This is a genomic window from Streptomyces sp. NPDC044106 (genome assembly GCF_056433985.1).
Genome location: NZ_JBWKFZ010000005.1, coordinates 81,710 through 98,592, shown reverse-complemented (window position 1 = coordinate 98,592; position 16,883 = coordinate 81,710). Strand labels below are relative to the sequence as shown.

Here is a 16,883-nt window from a genome sequence, read left to right as displayed (position 1 = left end):
CTAGCCTAAATAAGGCTTGCCTAACTACCCTCTCGCCAGGCCTGCCACAGACGCGCGTACCTGCCGCCCAGAGCCACCAGCTCGTCGTGGGTGCCCTGCTCCACCACCCGCCCCGCGTCCAGCACGGCGATCCGGTCCGCCGCCATCGCCTGCGTGAGGCGGTGCGCCACGAAGAGCGTGGTCCGGCCCGCGCACGCGGCGAGCACCGCGCGCTCCAGCTCGGCCGCGCCCTCGCTGCCCGCCTCCGCCGTCGACTCGTCGAGCACCACCACCGGTGCCCGGCCCAACACGAGCCGGGCCAGGGCGATATGGGCGATCTTGGTGACGTCGAGGCGTTCGCCGCCCTCGCCGACCATGGTGTTCAGCCCCTCGGGCAGCGCCTCGACCCAGGCGTGGGCGCCGACCGTGCGCAGCGCGTCCATCAGTTCGGCGTCGCTCGCCCGCGGCGCGGCGAGCCGCAGGTCATCGGCGAGCGACCCGGAGAACACATGCGTCTCCTGCGTCAGGATGCTCACCACGGCGCGCGCGCCCGCCTCGTCCAGCTCACCGAGGTCCTGCGCCCCGACGCGCACCGTCCCGGCCTGCGGGGTCCCGATGCCCGCGATCAGCGCGGCCAGCGTGGACTTGCCCGCGCCCGTCGCACCCACCAGGGCGAGCGAACCACCGGCCGGAATCGTCAGATCGACGTCCCTGAGCACCGGTTCATCGGCACCCGGATAGGTGAACGTCAGCCCTTCCACCGTCACCGGGTGCGGCCCGGCGCCCGCCGCCTCCACCGAGGCGTCGCCCACGAGACGTTCCTGCGCGGACTCCCCGAGCACCCCGACGAGACGGGTCAGGCTCGCGCCCGACTTCTGCGCCTCGTCGAAGGTGAACATGATGGCGCCGAGCGGGGTGAACAGCCGGTGGAACATCAGCGGGGCCGCCGACACCTCGCCCAGACTGGCCGCGTCGGCCTCCAACAGCGCATATCCCACGACGAGGATCAGGACGAGCCCGATGAACTCGGCGCGGTTCTCCCGGCCCACGAAGCGGCCGAAGAACCGGAACACCTCGACACCGAGGTCTCGCACCCGCCACGACTCCTGGGTGACCTTCTCGCGGACACCGTCCTCCAGGCGGTACGCCCGGACCGTGTCGATCCCGTCGAGGCCGCTGATCAGCGCCTGCGCGCGGTCGGCCTGGGCCACCCGCTGCTTGCGGTAGAGCGGCGCGGACCTCGGGAGGTACCAGCGCAGGGCCAGCGCGTACGCGGGCAGCGCGCCGGCGCCCGCAAGGCCCAGCCGCCAGTCGAGGCCGAACATGCCGACCGTGGCGATGAAGACCAGCACACCCGCCGAGAACACCGTGGGGATGGCTGTCCGGATGCCCTTGGACAGCACGGCCACGTCGTCGCCGACCCGGGAGAGCACGTCCCCCCGGCCGACCTGTTCGATCCGCGCGCTCGGCATCCCGAGCACCGCCCGTACGGCGCCTTCCCGCAGCCGCGCGAGCAGATCCGCGCCGAGGCGGCCGATCAGATAGGTCGACAGCGCGGTGGCCGCCGCGCCGAGCAGCGCGGCGACCCCCATGAGCACCCCGATCGTGGTGAGCACCGAGCGCGAGTCGCCCTCGACCACCCCGTCGACCACCCGGCCGAGCAGGAGCACGGGCAGCACCTGGAGCGCCGCCCCCGCCACCGTGGTGAGCACGGTGGCACTCGTCAGCCAGGGCACTTCGCGGCAGTGCGACGAGACCCACCGGGTGGCCTCACGTCCCGTCGCCGTGCGCAGAGTCGCCGGGGCGGCGGGGGTTTCGGTGGTGCGGGTCTCGGTGGTGCTCACACGTAGGCCAAGTCGAAGCGGGGACGGGACGGGTCGAGCGGCATCCCTGGGTGACGGGACGGGTTGAGCGGCATCTCTATTCGACCGACTTGACGAGCTCGTCGATCGCGTACGGAAGGGAGAGCGCGGTGCCCTGGGACATCGCCGCGCCGACCGCCGGGCCCTCGCTGTCGAGCAGGTAGGAGACGTGGCCCTTCTTCACGGCCTTCAGATTCTTGAACAGCTCGAACTTCTTCAACGACTCCGTGTCGGCCTTGTCGTTGATGACGACGATGCGGTCCACGTCGACCAGGTCCGTGCGCTCGGGGCTGAGTTCCGTGGAGAACTTGCCGCCCGCGATCTTGTCGATCTTCGTCTGGTACTTGTAGCCGATGCCCGTGAGGAGCCGTCCGCGCACGTCCTTGGAGGTGAACGGGTTGATGGAGTCCTTGTACCAGGAGAGCGCGACGGAGGTCTGGTCCGCGAACTTCGGGTGCGCCTTCTTGGCCGCGGCGAGCTTGCCCTCAATGCCCTTGACGAGCTTCTTACCCTCGTCCTCCTTGCCCAGCGCCTTGGCGATGTGCACCGTGTTGTCCTGCCACGGGGCGCTGAACAGCTCCTTCTCGCCCTTGGTGCGACCCACCGTCGGGGCGATCTGGGAGAGCTTGTCGTAGCCCGCCTTGTCGATCTCCGAGTAGACCGCGATGATCAGATCCGGGCGCAGGGCGGCGATCTTCTCGTAGTTGGGGCCGGAGTCGCCGTTCTTCATGACGACCTCGGGCTTGGTGTCGCCCCACTTGTCCTTCACCCAGGGCCACTGGGTGTTGATGTCGGGGGACTTGCCCGAGGGATTGGGGTACTGGTCGACCATGCCGACCGGCTTGGTGCCGAGCGCCAGGACGGCCTGGTCGTCGGTGTAGCCGACGGTGACGACCCGCTTGGGGGCCTTCTCGACCTTGGTGGATCCGAACGCGTGCTCCACGGTGACCGGGAACGTGCCGCCGGCGGCCGCCTGCGTGTCGTCGCCCGCCTTGTCCTCCGAGCCGGAACCACATCCCGTGAGGAGGCCGACGCCGAGGGCCGCGGCGGTCGCTGCCGTCGCGAGGCGCCGCCAGGGCTTCGTGAGCGTCGTTCGATGGAGGAGCATCCGGATTCCCTTGCCTTCGCGCTGTTCTGCGCTTTCGCGCTGTCCGCTGCGCCCCTGATTCAGGGCAGCCAAACCTTAACCTGTAGAGGTGAGGTTAGCCTAGCCTTACTGATGCATCGCTCCGGGGTGCCCACTCCGGCGGGTCAGCCGCGTTGCCGGTCAACCGAGTTGTACGTGCGTACGGCCGATCGGCACGATCAACGGACGGTCGCCCACCGGATCGTCGACCACCTTGGCCCGCAGCCCGAACGCCTCGTACAGCAGATCCGCCGTGATCACGTCCCGCGGATGACCCTGCGCGAGGATCGAACCCGCCTTCATCACGATGAGGTTGTCGCTGTAGCGCGTGGCCAGATTGAGGTCGTGCAACACCATGACGACGGTGTTCCCCGACTCGTGCAGATCGTCCACCAGGTCGAGCACGTCGATCGCGTGCGCCAGGTCGAGGTAGGTGGTCGGCTCGTCGAGGAGCAGCAGGTCGGTGCCCTGGGCCAGGGTCATGGAGATCCAGACCCGCTGGCGCTGCCCGCCGGACAGCGAGTCGACGGCGCGGTCGGCCAGGTCGGAGACCCCGGTCATGGCCAGCGCGCGCTCCACCACACCGGCGTCGTCCGAAGACCACTGCCGCAGCCAACTCTGGTGCGGGTGGCGCCCCCTGGCGACCAGGTCGGCCACCGTGAGCCCCTCCGGCGCGACCGGCGCCTGCGGCAGCAGCCCGAGCTTCTTCGCGACGTCCCGGGTCTTGAGCTTGTCGATGTCCTCGCCGTCCAGCACGACCGAACCCTTGGCCGGCTTGAGCAGCCGCGTCAGGGTGCGCAACAGGGTCGATTTGCCGCAGCCGTTGGGACCGATGATCGTCGTGATCACCCCGGGCGGAATGGCCACGTCGAGGTCGTCGATGACCGTACGGCCGCCGTAGCCGACGGAGACGCCCCTGGCGGCGAGCCGTACGGCGTCCTCGACCCCGGACTCGATCTCGGTGATGAACTGAGTGACCACAAGCCCCCCTAATATTAGGTTTGCCTCACCTTTGTACCAGCTATTCGCACTGGACCGGTCATCCGGGCCGCGCCGGCTACTTGAGGTTCGCCCGCACCAACAGGTAGACGAGGAAGGGCCCGCCGATCGCGGCGGTGACCACGCCGACCGGGAGGCTGGTCGGCAGCGCCGCGCGCGCGACGAGGTCCGAGCCGATGAGGAGCAGCGCCCCGAACAGCCCGGAGGCCGCGATCGGCGGCGTCGGATGCCTGGTCAGACGCATCGCCACCTGCGGCGCCACCAGGGCGACGAACGGGACGGGACCCGACGCGCTCACCGCCACCGCGGCCAGCAGCACCGCGCAGAGGAGCAGGACCGCCCGCACGCGCGAGTACCGGACGCCGAGGCCCGCGGCGACGTCGTCACCGAGGTGCAGCGGCTTGAACTGGAAGGAGACGGCGGCCACGACGACGAGCAGGGCGAGCGAGCCCCAGAGCGCCGGCCAGACCTCGTTCCACGACCGGTTCTCCAGCGAACCGACCAGCCACGCCTGGGCCCTGGCCACGTCCCTGATGTCGGCCGAGACCAGCAGCCAGGTCGTGATCGCCTCCATCACGGCGCTCACGGAGATGCCGATGAGAATGAGGCGGAAGCCGTCGACGCCGCGTCGCCAGGCCAGGAAGTACACGAGGAGGCCCGTTCCGAGTCCGCCCGCGAGCGCCGCGGCGGAGAGCCCCACGGAGTCGGCGATCGCCGCCGCGGTGCCGCCCGTCACCGTCACCAGGAACACGGCGACCGCGCTCGCTCCCCCGGTGATGCCCAGGATGTCCGGGCTGGCCAGCGGGTTCCGCGCGATCGACTGCGTGATCGCCCCCGACACCCCCAGCGCGATCCCCACGACGAGCCCGGCCAGGGCCCGCGGCATCCGCAGGTCCATGATGATGAACTCGTCGACCCGCTCGCCGTGGCCGACGAGCGTGGCCATCACCCGGGACATGCCGATGGGGAAGTCGCCGATGCTGATGGAGAGGCAGAAGACCAGGAAGGTCGCCGCCGCGAGGAGCAGCGTGACGAGGACGAGCCAGGGCCGCCACACGAACGACACGGGGCCGAACCGCACGCCCGGCGTCACCGAGGCCTTCACGTCTGTCGCGTCCGTCGCGCTCATGCGTTCTTGAACTTTCCCCGCCACACCAGAACGGCGAAGAACGGGGCCCCGAGCAGCGCCACGACCACACCCGCCTCCAGCTCGCCGGGCCGCACCACCAGGCGCCCCACGATGTCGGCGACCAGCAGGACGACGCCGCCGAGCAGCCCCGCGTACGGCACGAGCCAGCGGTAGTCGGGGCCTGTCAGGTATCTCGCCACGTGGGCCACCATGAGTCCGAGGAAGGCGATGGGGCCGCACGCCGCCGTCGCCGCGCCCGCGAGGAGAGTGATCGCGAGGATGCCGATGGTCCGGTTCAGCGCGATGTTCACCCCGAGCCCGCGCGCCACGTCCTCGCCCAGGTTGAGCAGGTTGAGGGCGGGCAGCCGGGTCAGCGCGAGGAGCAGCCCGGCCCCGATGAAGAGGGTCACCGGCCAGATGACGCCGAAGCCGACACCGGCCACGGAGCCCGCGTTCCAGAACCGGAGCGCGTTCAGCGACTTCTGGTCGGAGAGCGAGACCGCCGTGGTCATCGCGGCGAGGAAGACGGTGATCCCCTGCCCGGCGAGCGCGAGCGTCAGCGGATTGCCCGCCCCGCGCCCGATGCTCGCGAGGCCGAACACCACGACACCGGCGACCGCCGCGCCGAGGAAGGCGAACCAGACGTACTGGAACGGGTCGGAGAGCCCGAACACGGCGATGACCGAGACCACGGCGAACGACGCGCCCGCGTTCACCCCCAACAGGCCGGTGTCCGCGACCGGGTTGCGCGTGTACCCCTGGATCAGCGCCCCGCCGACGCCCAGGGCGATGCCCGCGACCACCGCGAGCACCGTCCTGGGCAGGCGGACCGTCTGCACGATGAGCCGGATCTCGGTCAGCCGCTGGTCGGACTCCGGCGCCGCGAACAGCCCGTGCCACACCTCGGCGGGGCTCAGCGAGCGCGCCCCGACGGCGAGGGAGACCGCGCCCGCGATCACCAGGGCCGCGGCAAGCACACCCAGACCGACAACCCTCCGTCGGCGGGCCTTTGTTGTGCCCCTCGACACGGGGCGCTCAACTGCAGTCGTGCTCATTCGACGTACGTTATCCCTTTGATCGGACCGGGACGCACGGCCGGTGGGGGGAGGCCGGTCCGCGTAGGTCGGCTAGCGGGCGGCGCTGCCGGTCTCGTCCGCCACCGGGCGGGCGCCGGCGGACGCGGACTCGGCGTTGCGGGCGCGCAGCGAGTCGAGGATCTCGCCGACGCGGATGGCGATGTTGGAGAGCAGCGACGACGTGATGCCGTGCGTGTGCTCCGTGCCGCCTTGCAGGTATATGCCGCAGCGCAGGTCGGGGTCGGTCGCGATGCGGTAGTCGCGCTCGACGCGGACACGGCCCTCGTCGTCGCGCAGGCAGCGGTCGGCGACCTCGCCGAGGATGCCGATGGGGTCGGCGGGGCTGTAGCCGGTGGCGAACACCACGACGTCGGCGTCCAGCGCCGTCTCCTCCTCCGTGACCAAGGACTTCACGGTGGCCCTGACGCCGTCGGCCGTCTCCTTGACGCCGGTGAGCCGGGAGATGTTGAGGAAGCGCAGCCGCTCGGTGCCGAGGACCTTCTCCCGGTACATCTCGCTGTACAGGTCGTCGATCAAGTCGATGTCGACGACGGAGTAGTTGGTGTTGCCGTGGTAGCCCATCAGTCGCTGCTTGACGCCCTCGGGAGCGTCGAAGTACTCGTCGACCGCCTCGGGGTCGAAGATCCGGTTGGCGAAGCTGCTGTCGTCGGCGGGGCTGTAGCCGTAGCGGGAGAAGACCGCGCAGATCTCGGCCTCGGGGAAGCGGCGGTGCAGGTAGGCGACGTTCTCGGCGGCGCTCTGCCCGGCGCCCACGACGACGAACCGGGAGGGCGACGTGCCCTCGAGGCCGTCGACCTTCGCCAGCAGGTCGGAGTTGTGCCACACCCGGTCGCCGCGCTCCACGCCCTCGGGCATGAGGGGGCGCAGACCGGTGCCGACGACGAGGTTGCGGGCCCGGTGGACCGCGAGGCCCTCCGGCGAACGGACCGTCACGTCCAGGTACTCCACGACGCCGTCGCGGACGTACGGCGTGACGCCGACGACCTCATGGCCGTAGGAGACCTGGTCGTCGACCTTGGCCGCGGCCCACTCCAGGTAGTCGTGGAACTCCACCCGCAGCGGGAAGAGGTTCTTGTGGTTGATGAAGTCGGTGAGGCGGCCCTTGCTCTTCAGATAGCAGAGGAAGCTGAACTCACTGGTGGGGTTCCGCTGCGTCACGAGGTCCTTGAGGAAGGACACCTGCATGGTCGCGTCGTCGATCAGCATGCCGCGGTGCCAGCCGAAGCGCGGCTGCTGCTCGAAGAAGTGAGCGGTGACCGTCTCCTCCCTGCCGACGCTTGCGTTGTGCTCGCTGAGCGCGATCGCCATGGCCACATTGGACGGGCCGAAGCCGATGCCAATGAGGTCGTGGACCAGTGGTGCGTCGCCAGGAAGAACCTGTGACATGTCACTCCCATCGTGCGGGGAAGCCGCCTGTCAGGCGTGGGGAAAGTACAGAAGTGGGCACGTCGACACAGCAACCCACCCGAACTTAGGTGAGCCTAAGCTAAACCGGTGCCGCTGTCGACCACACGAATCGGACAGCGGGACGTTCCCGGACGAAGATCACCCAGGAGATCCCCCTGGCCGCCGGGGACGGCGAGCCTTTCAACTGGGGCGTCAAGTGGCCGCATTGCCTAATAAGGTAAGGCTTGCTTTACTTGCCGTTCGGCCATTCCCTGCTCTGAGGAGGAACCCCATGCGGGTCGTCATGTTCGGTTACCAGACCTGGGGGCACCGCACCCTGCAAGCCCTCCTGGACTCCGAGCACGACGTGGTGATGGTCGTGACCCACCCCAAGAGCGAGCACGCGTACGAAAAGATCTGGAGCGACTCCGTCGCCGACCTCGCCGAGGAGCACGGCGTCCCGGTCCTGATCCGCAACCGCCCCGACGACGAGGAGCTGTTCGAGCGCCTCAAGGAGGCCGACGCGGACATCATCGTGGCCAACAACTGGCGTACGTGGATTCCGCCGCGCATCTTCGACCTGCCGCGCCACGGCACGCTGAACGTCCACGACTCACTGCTGCCGAAGTACGCCGGCTTCTCCCCGATCATCTGGGCGATGATCAACGGCGAGTCCGAAGTGGGCGTCACCGCGCACATGATGGACGGCGAGCTCGACGCTGGTGACATCGTCCGGCAGGAGGCGGTCGCCGTCGGTCCGACGGACACCGCCACCGACCTCTTCCACAAGACCGTCGACCTCATCGCCCCGGTCACCATCGGAGCGCTCGACCTCATCGCCGGCGGGCAGACGGAGTTCACGAAGCAGGACCGCTCGCAGGCGAGCTTCTTCCACAAGCGCTCCGTGGAAGACATCCGCATCGACTGGACCTGGCCGGCCCAGGACCTCGAACGCCTGGTCCGCGCCCAGTCCGCGCCGTACCCCAGCGCCTTCTGCTTCCACAAGGGCAAGCGCCTCGAGGTCGTCACCGCGGTCGTGTCCGAGGGCCGTTACGGCGGTACGCCCGGCCGCATCTTCTACCGCGAGGGCGACGGCGTGGTGATCGTCGCCGGCGCCGACGCCCGCACCGGCCGCAACCACGGCCTGGCCATCACCCGCGTACGCACCGAGGACGGCCGGGAGTTGCCCGCGACGGAGTACTTCACCTCCATGGGCGGCTACCTGACCAGCCGCCCCTGACCAGCCGCCCCTGTCACACCGGCACCCGGCTTGCGACGCCCCCTCGCCGCGGTCGGCTCAGCCCGCCGCGGCGAGGACCAGGGGCAGCACCTCCTCGGCGCCCGCCCTGCGCAGCAGACGCGCGGCGACCGCGAGGGTCCAGCCGGAGTCGGTGCAGTCGTCCACAAGGAGGACGGGCCCCGGGGAGGCTGCGAGGGCGCTCGCCAGCGCCTCGGGGACGGTGAAGGTGTCGGACAACGCCCGCAGCCGCTGGGCCGAGTTGCTGCGGCGCGCCGCGTACGCACCGTCCGCTCCGGTGTACGCGAGGGTGCCGAGGAAGGGCAGCCTGCCGACGGTCGCGATCCCCTCGGCGAGGGAGCCCACGAGTTGCGGACGCGTACGGGAGGGCACGGCGACAACGCCCACGGGACGCGCCGAGGCGTCCGGGACGCTCGGCGCCCAGCCCCCGGGCGAGCGCGCCCAGTCGGCGAGGACCGCGACCGCGGCGCGCAGGACGTCGTCGGGCACCGGGCCGTCGGGCGCGTTCTCTGCCAGCAGCGGGCGGAGCCGGTTGCCCCAGCCGATGTCCGAAAGGCGGCCGAGGGCACGGCCGGTCGAGCACTGCTCATTGGCCGGAATCCGGCCCTTGAGGTCCACGCCGAGCGCGGGCATGCCGGTCGGCCACATGCGGCGCGGCTCGACCTCCACGCCGGGCCTGTCCAGTTCCTTCGCGGCGCCCGTGAGCGCCTCCGTCGAGACGGAGGAGTCGGTCCAGGCGCCCGCGCAGTTGTCGCAACGCCCGCACGCGACCGCCCCCTCGTCGTCCAGCTGCCGGCGCAGGAACTCCATCCGGCACTGCGCCGTACTCACGTAGTCGCGCATGGCCTGCTGTTCGGCCTGCCGCTGCCTGGCCACCCAGGCGTACCGCTCGGCGTCGTACACCCAGGGCTGACCGGTCGAGATCCAGCCACCCTTGACCCGCTTGACCGCCCCGTCCACATCGAGCACCTTGAGCATGGTCTCCAGTCGGGTGCGGCGGAGCTCGACCAGCGCCTCGAGAGCCGGTACGGACAGCGGCCGTTCCGCGTCGGCGAGCGCCGAGAGGGTCTGGCGGACCTGCGCCTCGGGCGGGAAGGCGGTGTCGGCGAAGTAGCGCCAGATCGCCTCGTCCTCCTTGCCGGGCAGCAGCAGCACATCGGCGTGCTCGACGCCACGGCCCGCCCGGCCCACCTGCTGGTAGTACGCGATCGGCGAGGACGGCGAGCCGAGGTGGACCACGAAGCCGAGGTCGGGCTTGTCGAAGCCCATGCCGAGCGCCGACGTGGCGACCAGCGCCTTGACGCGGTTCTCCTGGAGGTCGGTCTCGGCCTGCAGCCGGTCGGCGTTCTCGGTGCGCCCGGTGTAGGACGCCACCGTGAAGCCGCGCTGGCGCAGGAAGGCGGTGGCCTCCTCGGCCGCGGCGACGGTCAGGGCGTAGATGATGCCGGAGCCCTGCAGCTCGCCCAGGTGCTCGGCGAGCCAGGCCAGCCGGTGGGCGGCGTCCGGCAGCCGGACGACGCCGAGCCGCAGGCTCTCCCTGTCCAGCGGGCCGCGCAGCACCAGGGCCTCACCGGCGCCGGTGCCCAGCTGCTCGGCGACGTCCGCCGTCACGCGCGCGTTCGCGGTCGCGGTGGTGGCGAGGACGGGGACGCCGGCCGGGAGCTCGGTCAGCATCGACCTGAGCCGACGGTAGTCCGGCCTGAAATCGTGCCCCCAGTCGGAGATGCAGTGCGCCTCGTCCACCACGAGGAGGCCGGTGGTGGCGGCCAGCTTGGGCAGCACCTGGTCGCGGAAGTCCACCGAGTTCAGCCGCTCGGGGCTGACGAGGAGGACGTCGGTCTCGCCCCGCTCGACCTCGCCGTAGATGGCGTCCCATTCCTCCGGGTTGGCCGAGTTGATGGTGCGCGCCTGGATGCCGGCGCGGGCCGCCGACTCGACCTGGTTGCGCATCAGCGCGAGGAGCGGCGAGATGATCACCGTGGGCCCCGCGCCGCGCCGCCGCAGCAGGGCGGTGGCCACGAAGTAGACCGCCGACTTGCCCCAGCCGGTGCGCTGCACGACCAGAGCGCGCCGCCGCTCCTGAACCAGGGCGGCCACCGCCTGCCACTGATCCTCGCGCAGCCGCGCGGAACCGCCCGGGTCGCCGACGAGCTCGGCGAGGATGGCATCGGCTTCGGTGCGCAGCTCCAGGTTGTCCATGCCCCCATGCAACCCGATGCCACTGACAATCGCCCAATCCGCCGCGGCCGGAAGCACCGGAAGCAAGCGTCGAAGGTCAACGATCTGGGCAGAAGTATGGACAGTGCATCGTTCGATCCTGGCCCGCGGTGCGCGCCGCCCCCAGCTCATTGCCGCGAACGACGGCGACGGGAAGAATTGGATCCGCTCCCGTGTGCTCCCCGCGATCCGGCAAAGGCGCTGCCGCGGTGCGCTCCCCCAGTCCGACCCGCCCCCCGGGGCGCGTAGCCGAAGGGAGGACCGTGACCATCGGATTCGCTTCGTCCGCCGCGACGCCGGTGCCGGAGCCTCCGGCGTCGGTCGAGATGTCCGCCGACTCCGCCCACCGACTGGCCCGGATGCTGGAACCCGCCGAGTGGTCGGCGGCCGGAATTCCCTTGCTGCGCAACCCTCGTGAGATCGTCAGCGGTCTGCACACACGCCATCGTCCGGCCCGCGCGACGGCGGTCGTGGCCGTCCTCGACCCGGACGAACGGCTGTGCGCGAGCGCCTCGTTCAGCAGACAGTCGACCCCGACCGACGGCTGGGTCTTCCGCAACGCGCTGCTCGCGCAGCTGCGCCGGATCATCCCGCACGACCTGCGGCGCCGCACTCCGGTGCGCACCGCCGTACTGCTCTACTGCCGTGCGGGGGACGCCCGTTGGACCCAGGAGGACGGGGCCTGGATGTGGGGCCTGCGGGACGCCTGCACCTTGCACGGGCTGCGCTGCGGGGCGTACATCACGCTGACGGACGACGGCTGGCAGGTGCTCGGCGAGGGACGCGGCGGCCGTCGGCCGAGCGCCGGTTCACCGCCCGAGGCCTTCGCCGGGACCGATCCGCCGGGACCGCGCACCGGAGGCGCCGCCTCCGATGTGCTGCTCCGCGCGGCGGCACGGTGAGCGGGCGGACTGCACGGGCGGACTTCACGGGCGTACGTACGGGACGCGCCGCACGCGCGCCGCACCCGGGGATGCGCCGACGCACACTGAGGTGCGCCGGTACGCACCGATGGCGCGACCCAGACCGATGCGGTCGCGCCGGGCACGGCGGGGCATGACACGGCATGACGCACGTCAACCACCGCTCTGTGTTGCCTGCTTCCGCGCGGCCGACGGGCCGACGGGCCGACGCCTTACGGGACGGCCCCACCGCGCGGACCGGGCTTCGCGGCACGAACGGCGCCGGACGCCGACTGTCGTACGTCGGTGTCAGACGCACGTCAGACGCACGTCGGGCGCGCGAGGGCCGTACAGCGGACGTACGGCGGTGTCAGACGCCCGCGCCCAGCATCGAGTTGATCCGCTGCGGGTCACCGCAGACGATCAGCAGGGTGCTCGCGCGGGTGAGCGCCGTCGGCAGTGCCGCGACCGCGGTCTCTTCGCTGCCGCCGTTGAGGGCGACGACGACCACGGGCCGGGGCGCGGCACGGGTGAGTGCGGCGGCGTCGGCGTAGAAGACGTCGTCGCCCGCGTCGTGCTGGGCCCAGTAGGCGCTCTCACCGAAGGTCAGCTCGTGGGTGGCCCACGGGTGGGGGTCGCCGGTGGTGATCACCAGGACGTCCCCGGGGGCGCGCCCGGAGTCGAGAAGGAGGTCGACGGCTTCCTCGGCCGCGTCCAGCGCACCCTCGGCCGAAGCCGGGATCAGCTGGATCTGCGGAACCGGGGCCGCCGTGGTGGCGGTACCACCGGCGGTCACTTCGGAAGCGGCCACTCCGGAAGCGGTCGCTCCGGCAGCCGTCGCCCCCGAAGGAGCGGAACCGGCGGCACCGGAAGCGGAGGTACCGGTACCGGAAGGACCGGAGGCAGCCGGGGCGGACGGCCCGGGCTTGACTGCCGCATCGCGCGGCGTTCGCTGCGCGGGCGGCATCGGCCGGGCAGGACCCGGACGGCCGGGGCGCGGCGGAGCCGCGGGACGCGGGCCGGGTACGGGGCGGGGGGTCGGCGCGGTGCGGCCACTGGCCTGCGTGGCGCGGGGACCCTGGGCACTCTCGTGAATCTGAGGCTCCTCGGGAATGAGAGGCATGAAGTGTTGTCTATCAAACGCCGACGCGATGCGCGTCGGCGGGTGGCACATGAGTGCGATCGGAAGTGCCGGAAAAGCGTCAGAACTCAAAGCCGAGCTGACCCTCGATTTCCGGAACATTTCCGTCCGCCCAGCTGCGGGCCCTCTTGAGGTGCCGCCACTGGGGCAACGCATCAAGATACGCCCACGTGAGCCGGTGGTACGGGGTGGGCCCCCGCTCCTCCAGCGCGGCCTTGTGCACCGGCGACGGATAGCCGGCGTTGGCCGCAAAACCGAAGTCTGCATGTTCGATGCCCAGTTCGGCCATCATTTTGTCGCGCCGGACTTTCGCGATCACGGAAGCCGCGGCGACGGCCACACAGGACCGGTCCCCCTTGATCACCGTACGAACCTGCCAGGGAGCGCCGAGGTAATCATGCTTCCCGTCGAGGATGACCGCGTCCGGACGGACCGGCAGCCCCTCCAGGGCGCGCACGGCGGCGAGCCGCAGAGCGGCCGTCATCCCCATGTCATCGATCTCCTCGTGCGAGGCGTGACCGAGGGCGTGCGCCGTGACCCAGCTCTCCAGCTCCTGCGCGAGCGCGGTGCGCCGCTTGGGAGCGATCAGCTTGGAGTCGGTGAGTCCCTCGGGCGGGCGACGCAGTCCCGTGATCGCCGCGCATACGGTGACCGGGCCCGCCCACGCGCCGCGCCCGACCTCGTCGACACCGGCGACGATCTTCGCTCCGGTGGTGGCGCGCAGGGAGCGCTCGACGGTGTGGGTGGGTGCTTCGTACGGCATGGCGTCATCAGCCTACGCCGCCGGAGACCGCCCGCGACACCCACCCTGCCCAGTCGCCCCACGCACCCGCCCAGGCCGCCTTGCCACCCACCGGGAGCGGCCCCTCGTGGGCGCGGCAGTGGAACCCTCAGGGGTGCGGCAGTGGCCCCTCAAGGGCGCGGCGGTGGCCCCTCAGGGGCGCAGCAGTGGACCCTCAGGGGCGCAGCAGCGGCACCATCACCTCGTCGATGAGCGCTTCGAATTCCTCGTCCCGCCATTCACTCCCGCACACCTTCGAGCGGTACATGAACATCGCCGGAATCACATCGCACACATAACCGTCCAGCCCACCGGAACGGACCTCTCCGCGCTCGATTCCACGGCGCAGAACCTCTTTGATCAACTTCACGCTGGGCTCGATGACGCCTTCGAAGATCACGTCATGGAAGCGTTCGGCCGTTGCCGCGTCGCACTCGTGAAGCACCGCGCGCAGGGCGAACCCGGGGCGCGAGAACATCGTCACCCGCATCTGCTTGCACAGCTGCAACAGATCCTCCCGGACGCTGCCGAGATCCGGGACGCTGTCCAGCCGCGGCAGCCCGGCCCGCAGCGCATGCACGACGAGGTCCTCCTTGGACGGCCAGCGGCGGTAGACGGCGGCCTTGCCGGTCTGCGCGCCCGCGGCCACGCCCTCCATCGTCAGCCCGCCCCAGCCGACCGTGCCGAGCTGCTCCAGGGCGGCATCGAGGATCGCCCGTTCCAGCACGGGCCCCCGGCGACGCGGGGAAACCGCCCGGGCGGGAACGGCCGCCCATCGCGAAGTAGCCATCTTTTTCTCTCCGTTGAGCGAGCAGGCACATCAGAAAACCGTCAGAACAAAGGTGAGTGAACGCTTGCGTTCACTCAAGTGGAGTCACTACCGTCGTAGTGAACAGTGAACGCATCCGTTCACTAAGGAACTTGCGGGGGATCATGGCAACGACCTCTCAGCTGACACCCAACCAAAAACCCGGGGCCGCCCGCCGGGAGGGGCACCCCGGCCTGGCTCTCACCGTCATCGCGGCCTGCCAACTCATGGTGGTCCTGGACGCGACGATTGTGAATATCGCGCTCCCCCACATCCAGGGAGCCCTCAACTTCTCGACGACCGACCTCACTTGGGTCGTCAGTGCGTACACCCTCACCTTCGGCGGACTGCTGCTGCTCGGCGGTCGCGCCGGAGACATCCTGGGACGCCGTCGCGTCTTCATGACCGGCATCCTCCTCTTCACCCTCGCCTCGCTCCTCGGCGGTTTCGCCCAGGAACCCTGGCAGTTGCTGGCCGCGCGCGCCCTGCAGGGCGTCGGAGGCGCGATAGCCTCGCCCACCTCGCTGGCGCTCATCACGACGACCTTCCCCGAGGGCCCCGAGCGGAACCGCGCCTTCGGTGTCTTCGCCGCCGTCTCCGCCGGTGGCGGCGCGATCGGCCTGCTGGCAGGCGGCATGCTCACCGAGTGGCTCGACTGGCGCTGGGTCCTCTTCGTGAACGTGCCCATCGGCATCCTGATCGCCGTCCTGACCCCGCTCTACATCAACGAGTCCGAACGCCACCCCGGCCGCTTCGACCTCCTGGGCGCGCTCACGTCCACACTCGGCATGGCCTCCCTGGTCTACGGCTTCATCCGCTCCGCCGAGGAGGGCTGGCGCGACAGCGTCACGCTGGGTTCGTTCGGCGCGGCCGTGGTTTTGCTCGTGGCCTTCGTGTTCGTCGAGCGGCGGGCGAAGGAACCGATCACGCCCCTGCGGATGTTCGCCGACCGCAACCGCTCGGGCACGTACGTGATCATGCTCAGCCTGGCCGCCGCGATGTTCGGCATCTTCTTCTTCATCGTTCTCTTCGTGCAGAACATCCTGGGCTACACCCCGATCGAGGCAGGCCTGGCGTTCCTGCCGGTCACGCTCGTCATCGCGATCGGAGCGGGCCTTTCGCAGAAGTTCCTTCCCGTGCTCGGCCCCAAGCCGTTCATGGTCTCGGGATCGGTCATCGTCGCCCTGGGCCTCGGCTGGCTGACACTGCTCGGCCCGGACAGCTCGTACCTCGGCGGGGTGCTCGGCCCGATGCTCCTGTTCGGCTTCGGCATGGGCCTGAACTTCGTGACCCTGACCCTGACAGCGGTCTCCGGAGTGGCCCTCCACGAAGCGGGCGCGGCATCCGGCCTGCTCAACACCACCCAGCAGGTGGGCGGCTCGCTCGGCCTCTCCATCCTCACCACGGTCTTCGGCACGGCCAGCCGCGACGAGGGCAAGGAGCAGATGACGGACTTCATGACCCACGCCACACCGGAGCAGAAGGCCGCGTTCGCCAAGACCCACGAGCTCCCCGCGCCCTGGGGCCACGAGGTGCTCTCCCAGGGCATCTCGACCGCCTTCATACCGGCCGTCGCCATGGCCGTGCTCGCCCTGGCCACCGCCGCGCTGGTGATCCGGGTACGCAAGAGCGACCTGGACGCCCTCGCCGGCACGGCAAGCGCCGCGGGCCCCGCGGGCGCCTGACCGGCCCGACGGATCCGACCGCTCGCGACGGCGAGCGGGTCCGTCGCCGAGCCACGGATGTCGGGCCGACCATGACGACGAGGTCGGCCCGACATCCGTTGCCGCGTACCGCGTCATCTGTACGAGGGGTACGTGCTGCCCGACCTGCCGCCGCAGGTGCACGGATGAAGGCAGATCTGATCCGCCGTGCCCGGCTGACGTGCCGCACCCGCTTGATGTGCCGTGCCTGCCCGATGTGCCGTGACTACCTGATGTGCGGTGCCTGCCTGATGTGCCGTGACTACCTGATGTGCGGTGCCTGCCTGATGTGCCGGACACGGACCCCTCCCCCCGGCCGGTTTCCGCGCGCAGCACGCGGCACACGCAGGTGACCACCGAGCTGCCGGAACCGGCACCGCGTTCAACGCACGCACGTCAAGATCAACTGCGGCCGAAGCAGCGTAACCGGACGCCGCACCCTCAGCCCTCCGCCCGCATCCCGCCTGTGTCATGACCGTGACAGGAGGCCATGGT

At 70.5% G+C, this 16,883-nt stretch carries 13 protein-coding genes; 3 read left to right on the top strand and 10 right to left on the bottom strand.

Translation table 11 applies throughout. The features are described 5' to 3' along the window. Positions 1–20 precede the first annotated feature (20 nt). The 6 genes from AC07DI_RS10160 to AC07DI_RS10135 form a co-directional block, all read right to left on the bottom strand. Complete coding sequence (locus tag AC07DI_RS10160; RefSeq protein WP_478903555.1) at positions 21–1,823, bottom strand: ABC transporter ATP-binding protein; 1,803 nt, start codon at positions 1,821–1,823, stop codon at positions 21–23. 76 nt (positions 1,824–1,899) lie between these two features. Further along, positions 1,900–2,949 carry an iron-siderophore ABC transporter substrate-binding protein gene (locus tag AC07DI_RS10155; RefSeq protein WP_478903553.1) on the bottom strand — a complete coding sequence of 350 codons (1,050 nt, stop codon included), beginning with the start codon at positions 2,947–2,949 and terminating at the stop codon, positions 1,900–1,902. Between the two features lie 159 nt (positions 2,950–3,108). Further along, on the bottom strand, positions 3,109–3,948 hold the full coding sequence (locus AC07DI_RS10150) for an ABC transporter ATP-binding protein (RefSeq protein ID WP_478903551.1): 840 nt from the start codon (positions 3,946–3,948) through the stop codon (positions 3,109–3,111). Between the two features lie 76 nt (positions 3,949–4,024). Beyond that, positions 4,025–5,095, bottom strand: a complete 1,071-nt coding sequence (locus tag AC07DI_RS10145) for a FecCD family ABC transporter permease (RefSeq protein ID WP_384257323.1) — start codon at positions 5,093–5,095, stop codon at positions 4,025–4,027. After that, positions 5,092–6,150 (bottom strand): FecCD family ABC transporter permease, encoded by a 1,059-nt coding sequence (locus AC07DI_RS10140; RefSeq protein ID WP_478903549.1) that lies wholly within the window; start codon positions 6,148–6,150, stop codon positions 5,092–5,094. Before AC07DI_RS10140 ends, AC07DI_RS10145 begins: the two co-directional genes overlap by 4 nt. A 72-nt stretch (positions 6,151–6,222) precedes the next feature. After that, positions 6,223–7,578, bottom strand: a complete 1,356-nt coding sequence (locus AC07DI_RS10135) for a lysine N(6)-hydroxylase/L-ornithine N(5)-oxygenase family protein (RefSeq protein ID WP_384257328.1) — start codon at positions 7,576–7,578, stop codon at positions 6,223–6,225. A 292-nt stretch (positions 7,579–7,870) separates the two neighbouring features. Here AC07DI_RS10135 and AC07DI_RS10130 point away from each other — a divergent pair, with 292 nt between their 5' ends. After that, on the top strand, positions 7,871–8,818 hold the full coding sequence (locus tag AC07DI_RS10130; protein ID WP_384257330.1) for a methionyl-tRNA formyltransferase: 948 nt from the start codon (positions 7,871–7,873) through the stop codon (positions 8,816–8,818). Between the two features lie 57 nt (positions 8,819–8,875). On the opposite strand, the gene AC07DI_RS10125 is transcribed toward AC07DI_RS10130, so the two are convergent. Next, positions 8,876–11,035 (bottom strand): RecQ family ATP-dependent DNA helicase, encoded by a 2,160-nt coding sequence (locus AC07DI_RS10125; protein ID WP_384257333.1) that lies wholly within the window; start codon positions 11,033–11,035, stop codon positions 8,876–8,878. A 281-nt stretch (positions 11,036–11,316) separates the two neighbouring features. On the opposite strand from AC07DI_RS10125, the gene AC07DI_RS10120 reads away from it, so the two are divergent. Then, the gene (locus AC07DI_RS10120; RefSeq protein WP_384257335.1) at positions 11,317–11,955 is read left to right on the top strand and encodes a hypothetical protein; all 639 of its coding nucleotides are present in this window, start codon (positions 11,317–11,319) and stop codon (positions 11,953–11,955) included. Between the two features lie 370 nt (positions 11,956–12,325). Here AC07DI_RS10120 and AC07DI_RS10115 read toward each other — a convergent pair whose 3' ends face one another. From AC07DI_RS10115 to AC07DI_RS10105, 3 genes are all read right to left on the bottom strand, one after another. After that, the gene (locus AC07DI_RS10115) at positions 12,326–13,078 is read right to left on the bottom strand and encodes a hypothetical protein (protein WP_478903547.1); all 753 of its coding nucleotides are present in this window, start codon (positions 13,076–13,078) and stop codon (positions 12,326–12,328) included. A gap of 79 nt (positions 13,079–13,157) precedes the next feature. Further along, positions 13,158–13,859 (bottom strand): ribonuclease HII, encoded by a 702-nt coding sequence (locus tag AC07DI_RS10110; RefSeq protein ID WP_384257339.1) that lies wholly within the window; start codon positions 13,857–13,859, stop codon positions 13,158–13,160. Positions 13,860–14,052: 193 nt separating this feature from the next. Continuing rightward, positions 14,053–14,667, bottom strand: coding sequence for a TetR/AcrR family transcriptional regulator (locus tag AC07DI_RS10105; protein ID WP_478903545.1), 615 nt, complete (start codon positions 14,665–14,667; stop codon positions 14,053–14,055). A 143-nt stretch (positions 14,668–14,810) separates the two neighbouring features. On the opposite strand from AC07DI_RS10105, the gene AC07DI_RS10100 reads away from it, so the two are divergent. Beyond that, positions 14,811–16,370 (top strand): MFS transporter, encoded by a 1,560-nt coding sequence (locus AC07DI_RS10100; protein WP_478903543.1) that lies wholly within the window; start codon positions 14,811–14,813, stop codon positions 16,368–16,370. The last annotated feature ends 513 nt before the right edge of the window (positions 16,371–16,883 follow it).

Coding starts and splice junctions, on each gene's coding strand:
- AC07DI_RS10130 (WP_384257330.1), top strand. CDS start 7,871: ATGCGGGTCGTCATGTTCGGTTACCAGACCTGGGGGCACCGCACCCTG.
- AC07DI_RS10115 (WP_478903547.1), bottom strand. CDS start 13,078: ATGCCTCTCATTCCCGAGGAGCCTCAGATTCACGAGAGTGCCCAGGGT.
- AC07DI_RS10100 (WP_478903543.1), top strand. CDS start 14,811: ATGGCAACGACCTCTCAGCTGACACCCAACCAAAAACCCGGGGCCGCC.
- AC07DI_RS10140 (WP_478903549.1), bottom strand. CDS start 6,150: ATGAGCACGACTGCAGTTGAGCGCCCCGTGTCGAGGGGCACAACAAAG.
- AC07DI_RS10155 (WP_478903553.1), bottom strand. CDS start 2,949: ATGCTCCTCCATCGAACGACGCTCACGAAGCCCTGGCGGCGCCTCGCG.
- AC07DI_RS10110 (WP_384257339.1), bottom strand. CDS start 13,859: ATGCCGTACGAAGCACCCACCCACACCGTCGAGCGCTCCCTGCGCGCC.
- AC07DI_RS10125 (WP_384257333.1), bottom strand. CDS start 11,035: ATGGACAACCTGGAGCTGCGCACCGAAGCCGATGCCATCCTCGCCGAG.
- AC07DI_RS10105 (WP_478903545.1), bottom strand. CDS start 14,667: ATGGCTACTTCGCGATGGGCGGCCGTTCCCGCCCGGGCGGTTTCCCCG.
- AC07DI_RS10135 (WP_384257328.1), bottom strand. CDS start 7,578: ATGTCACAGGTTCTTCCTGGCGACGCACCACTGGTCCACGACCTCATT.
- AC07DI_RS10145 (WP_384257323.1), bottom strand. CDS start 5,095: ATGAGCGCGACGGACGCGACAGACGTGAAGGCCTCGGTGACGCCGGGC.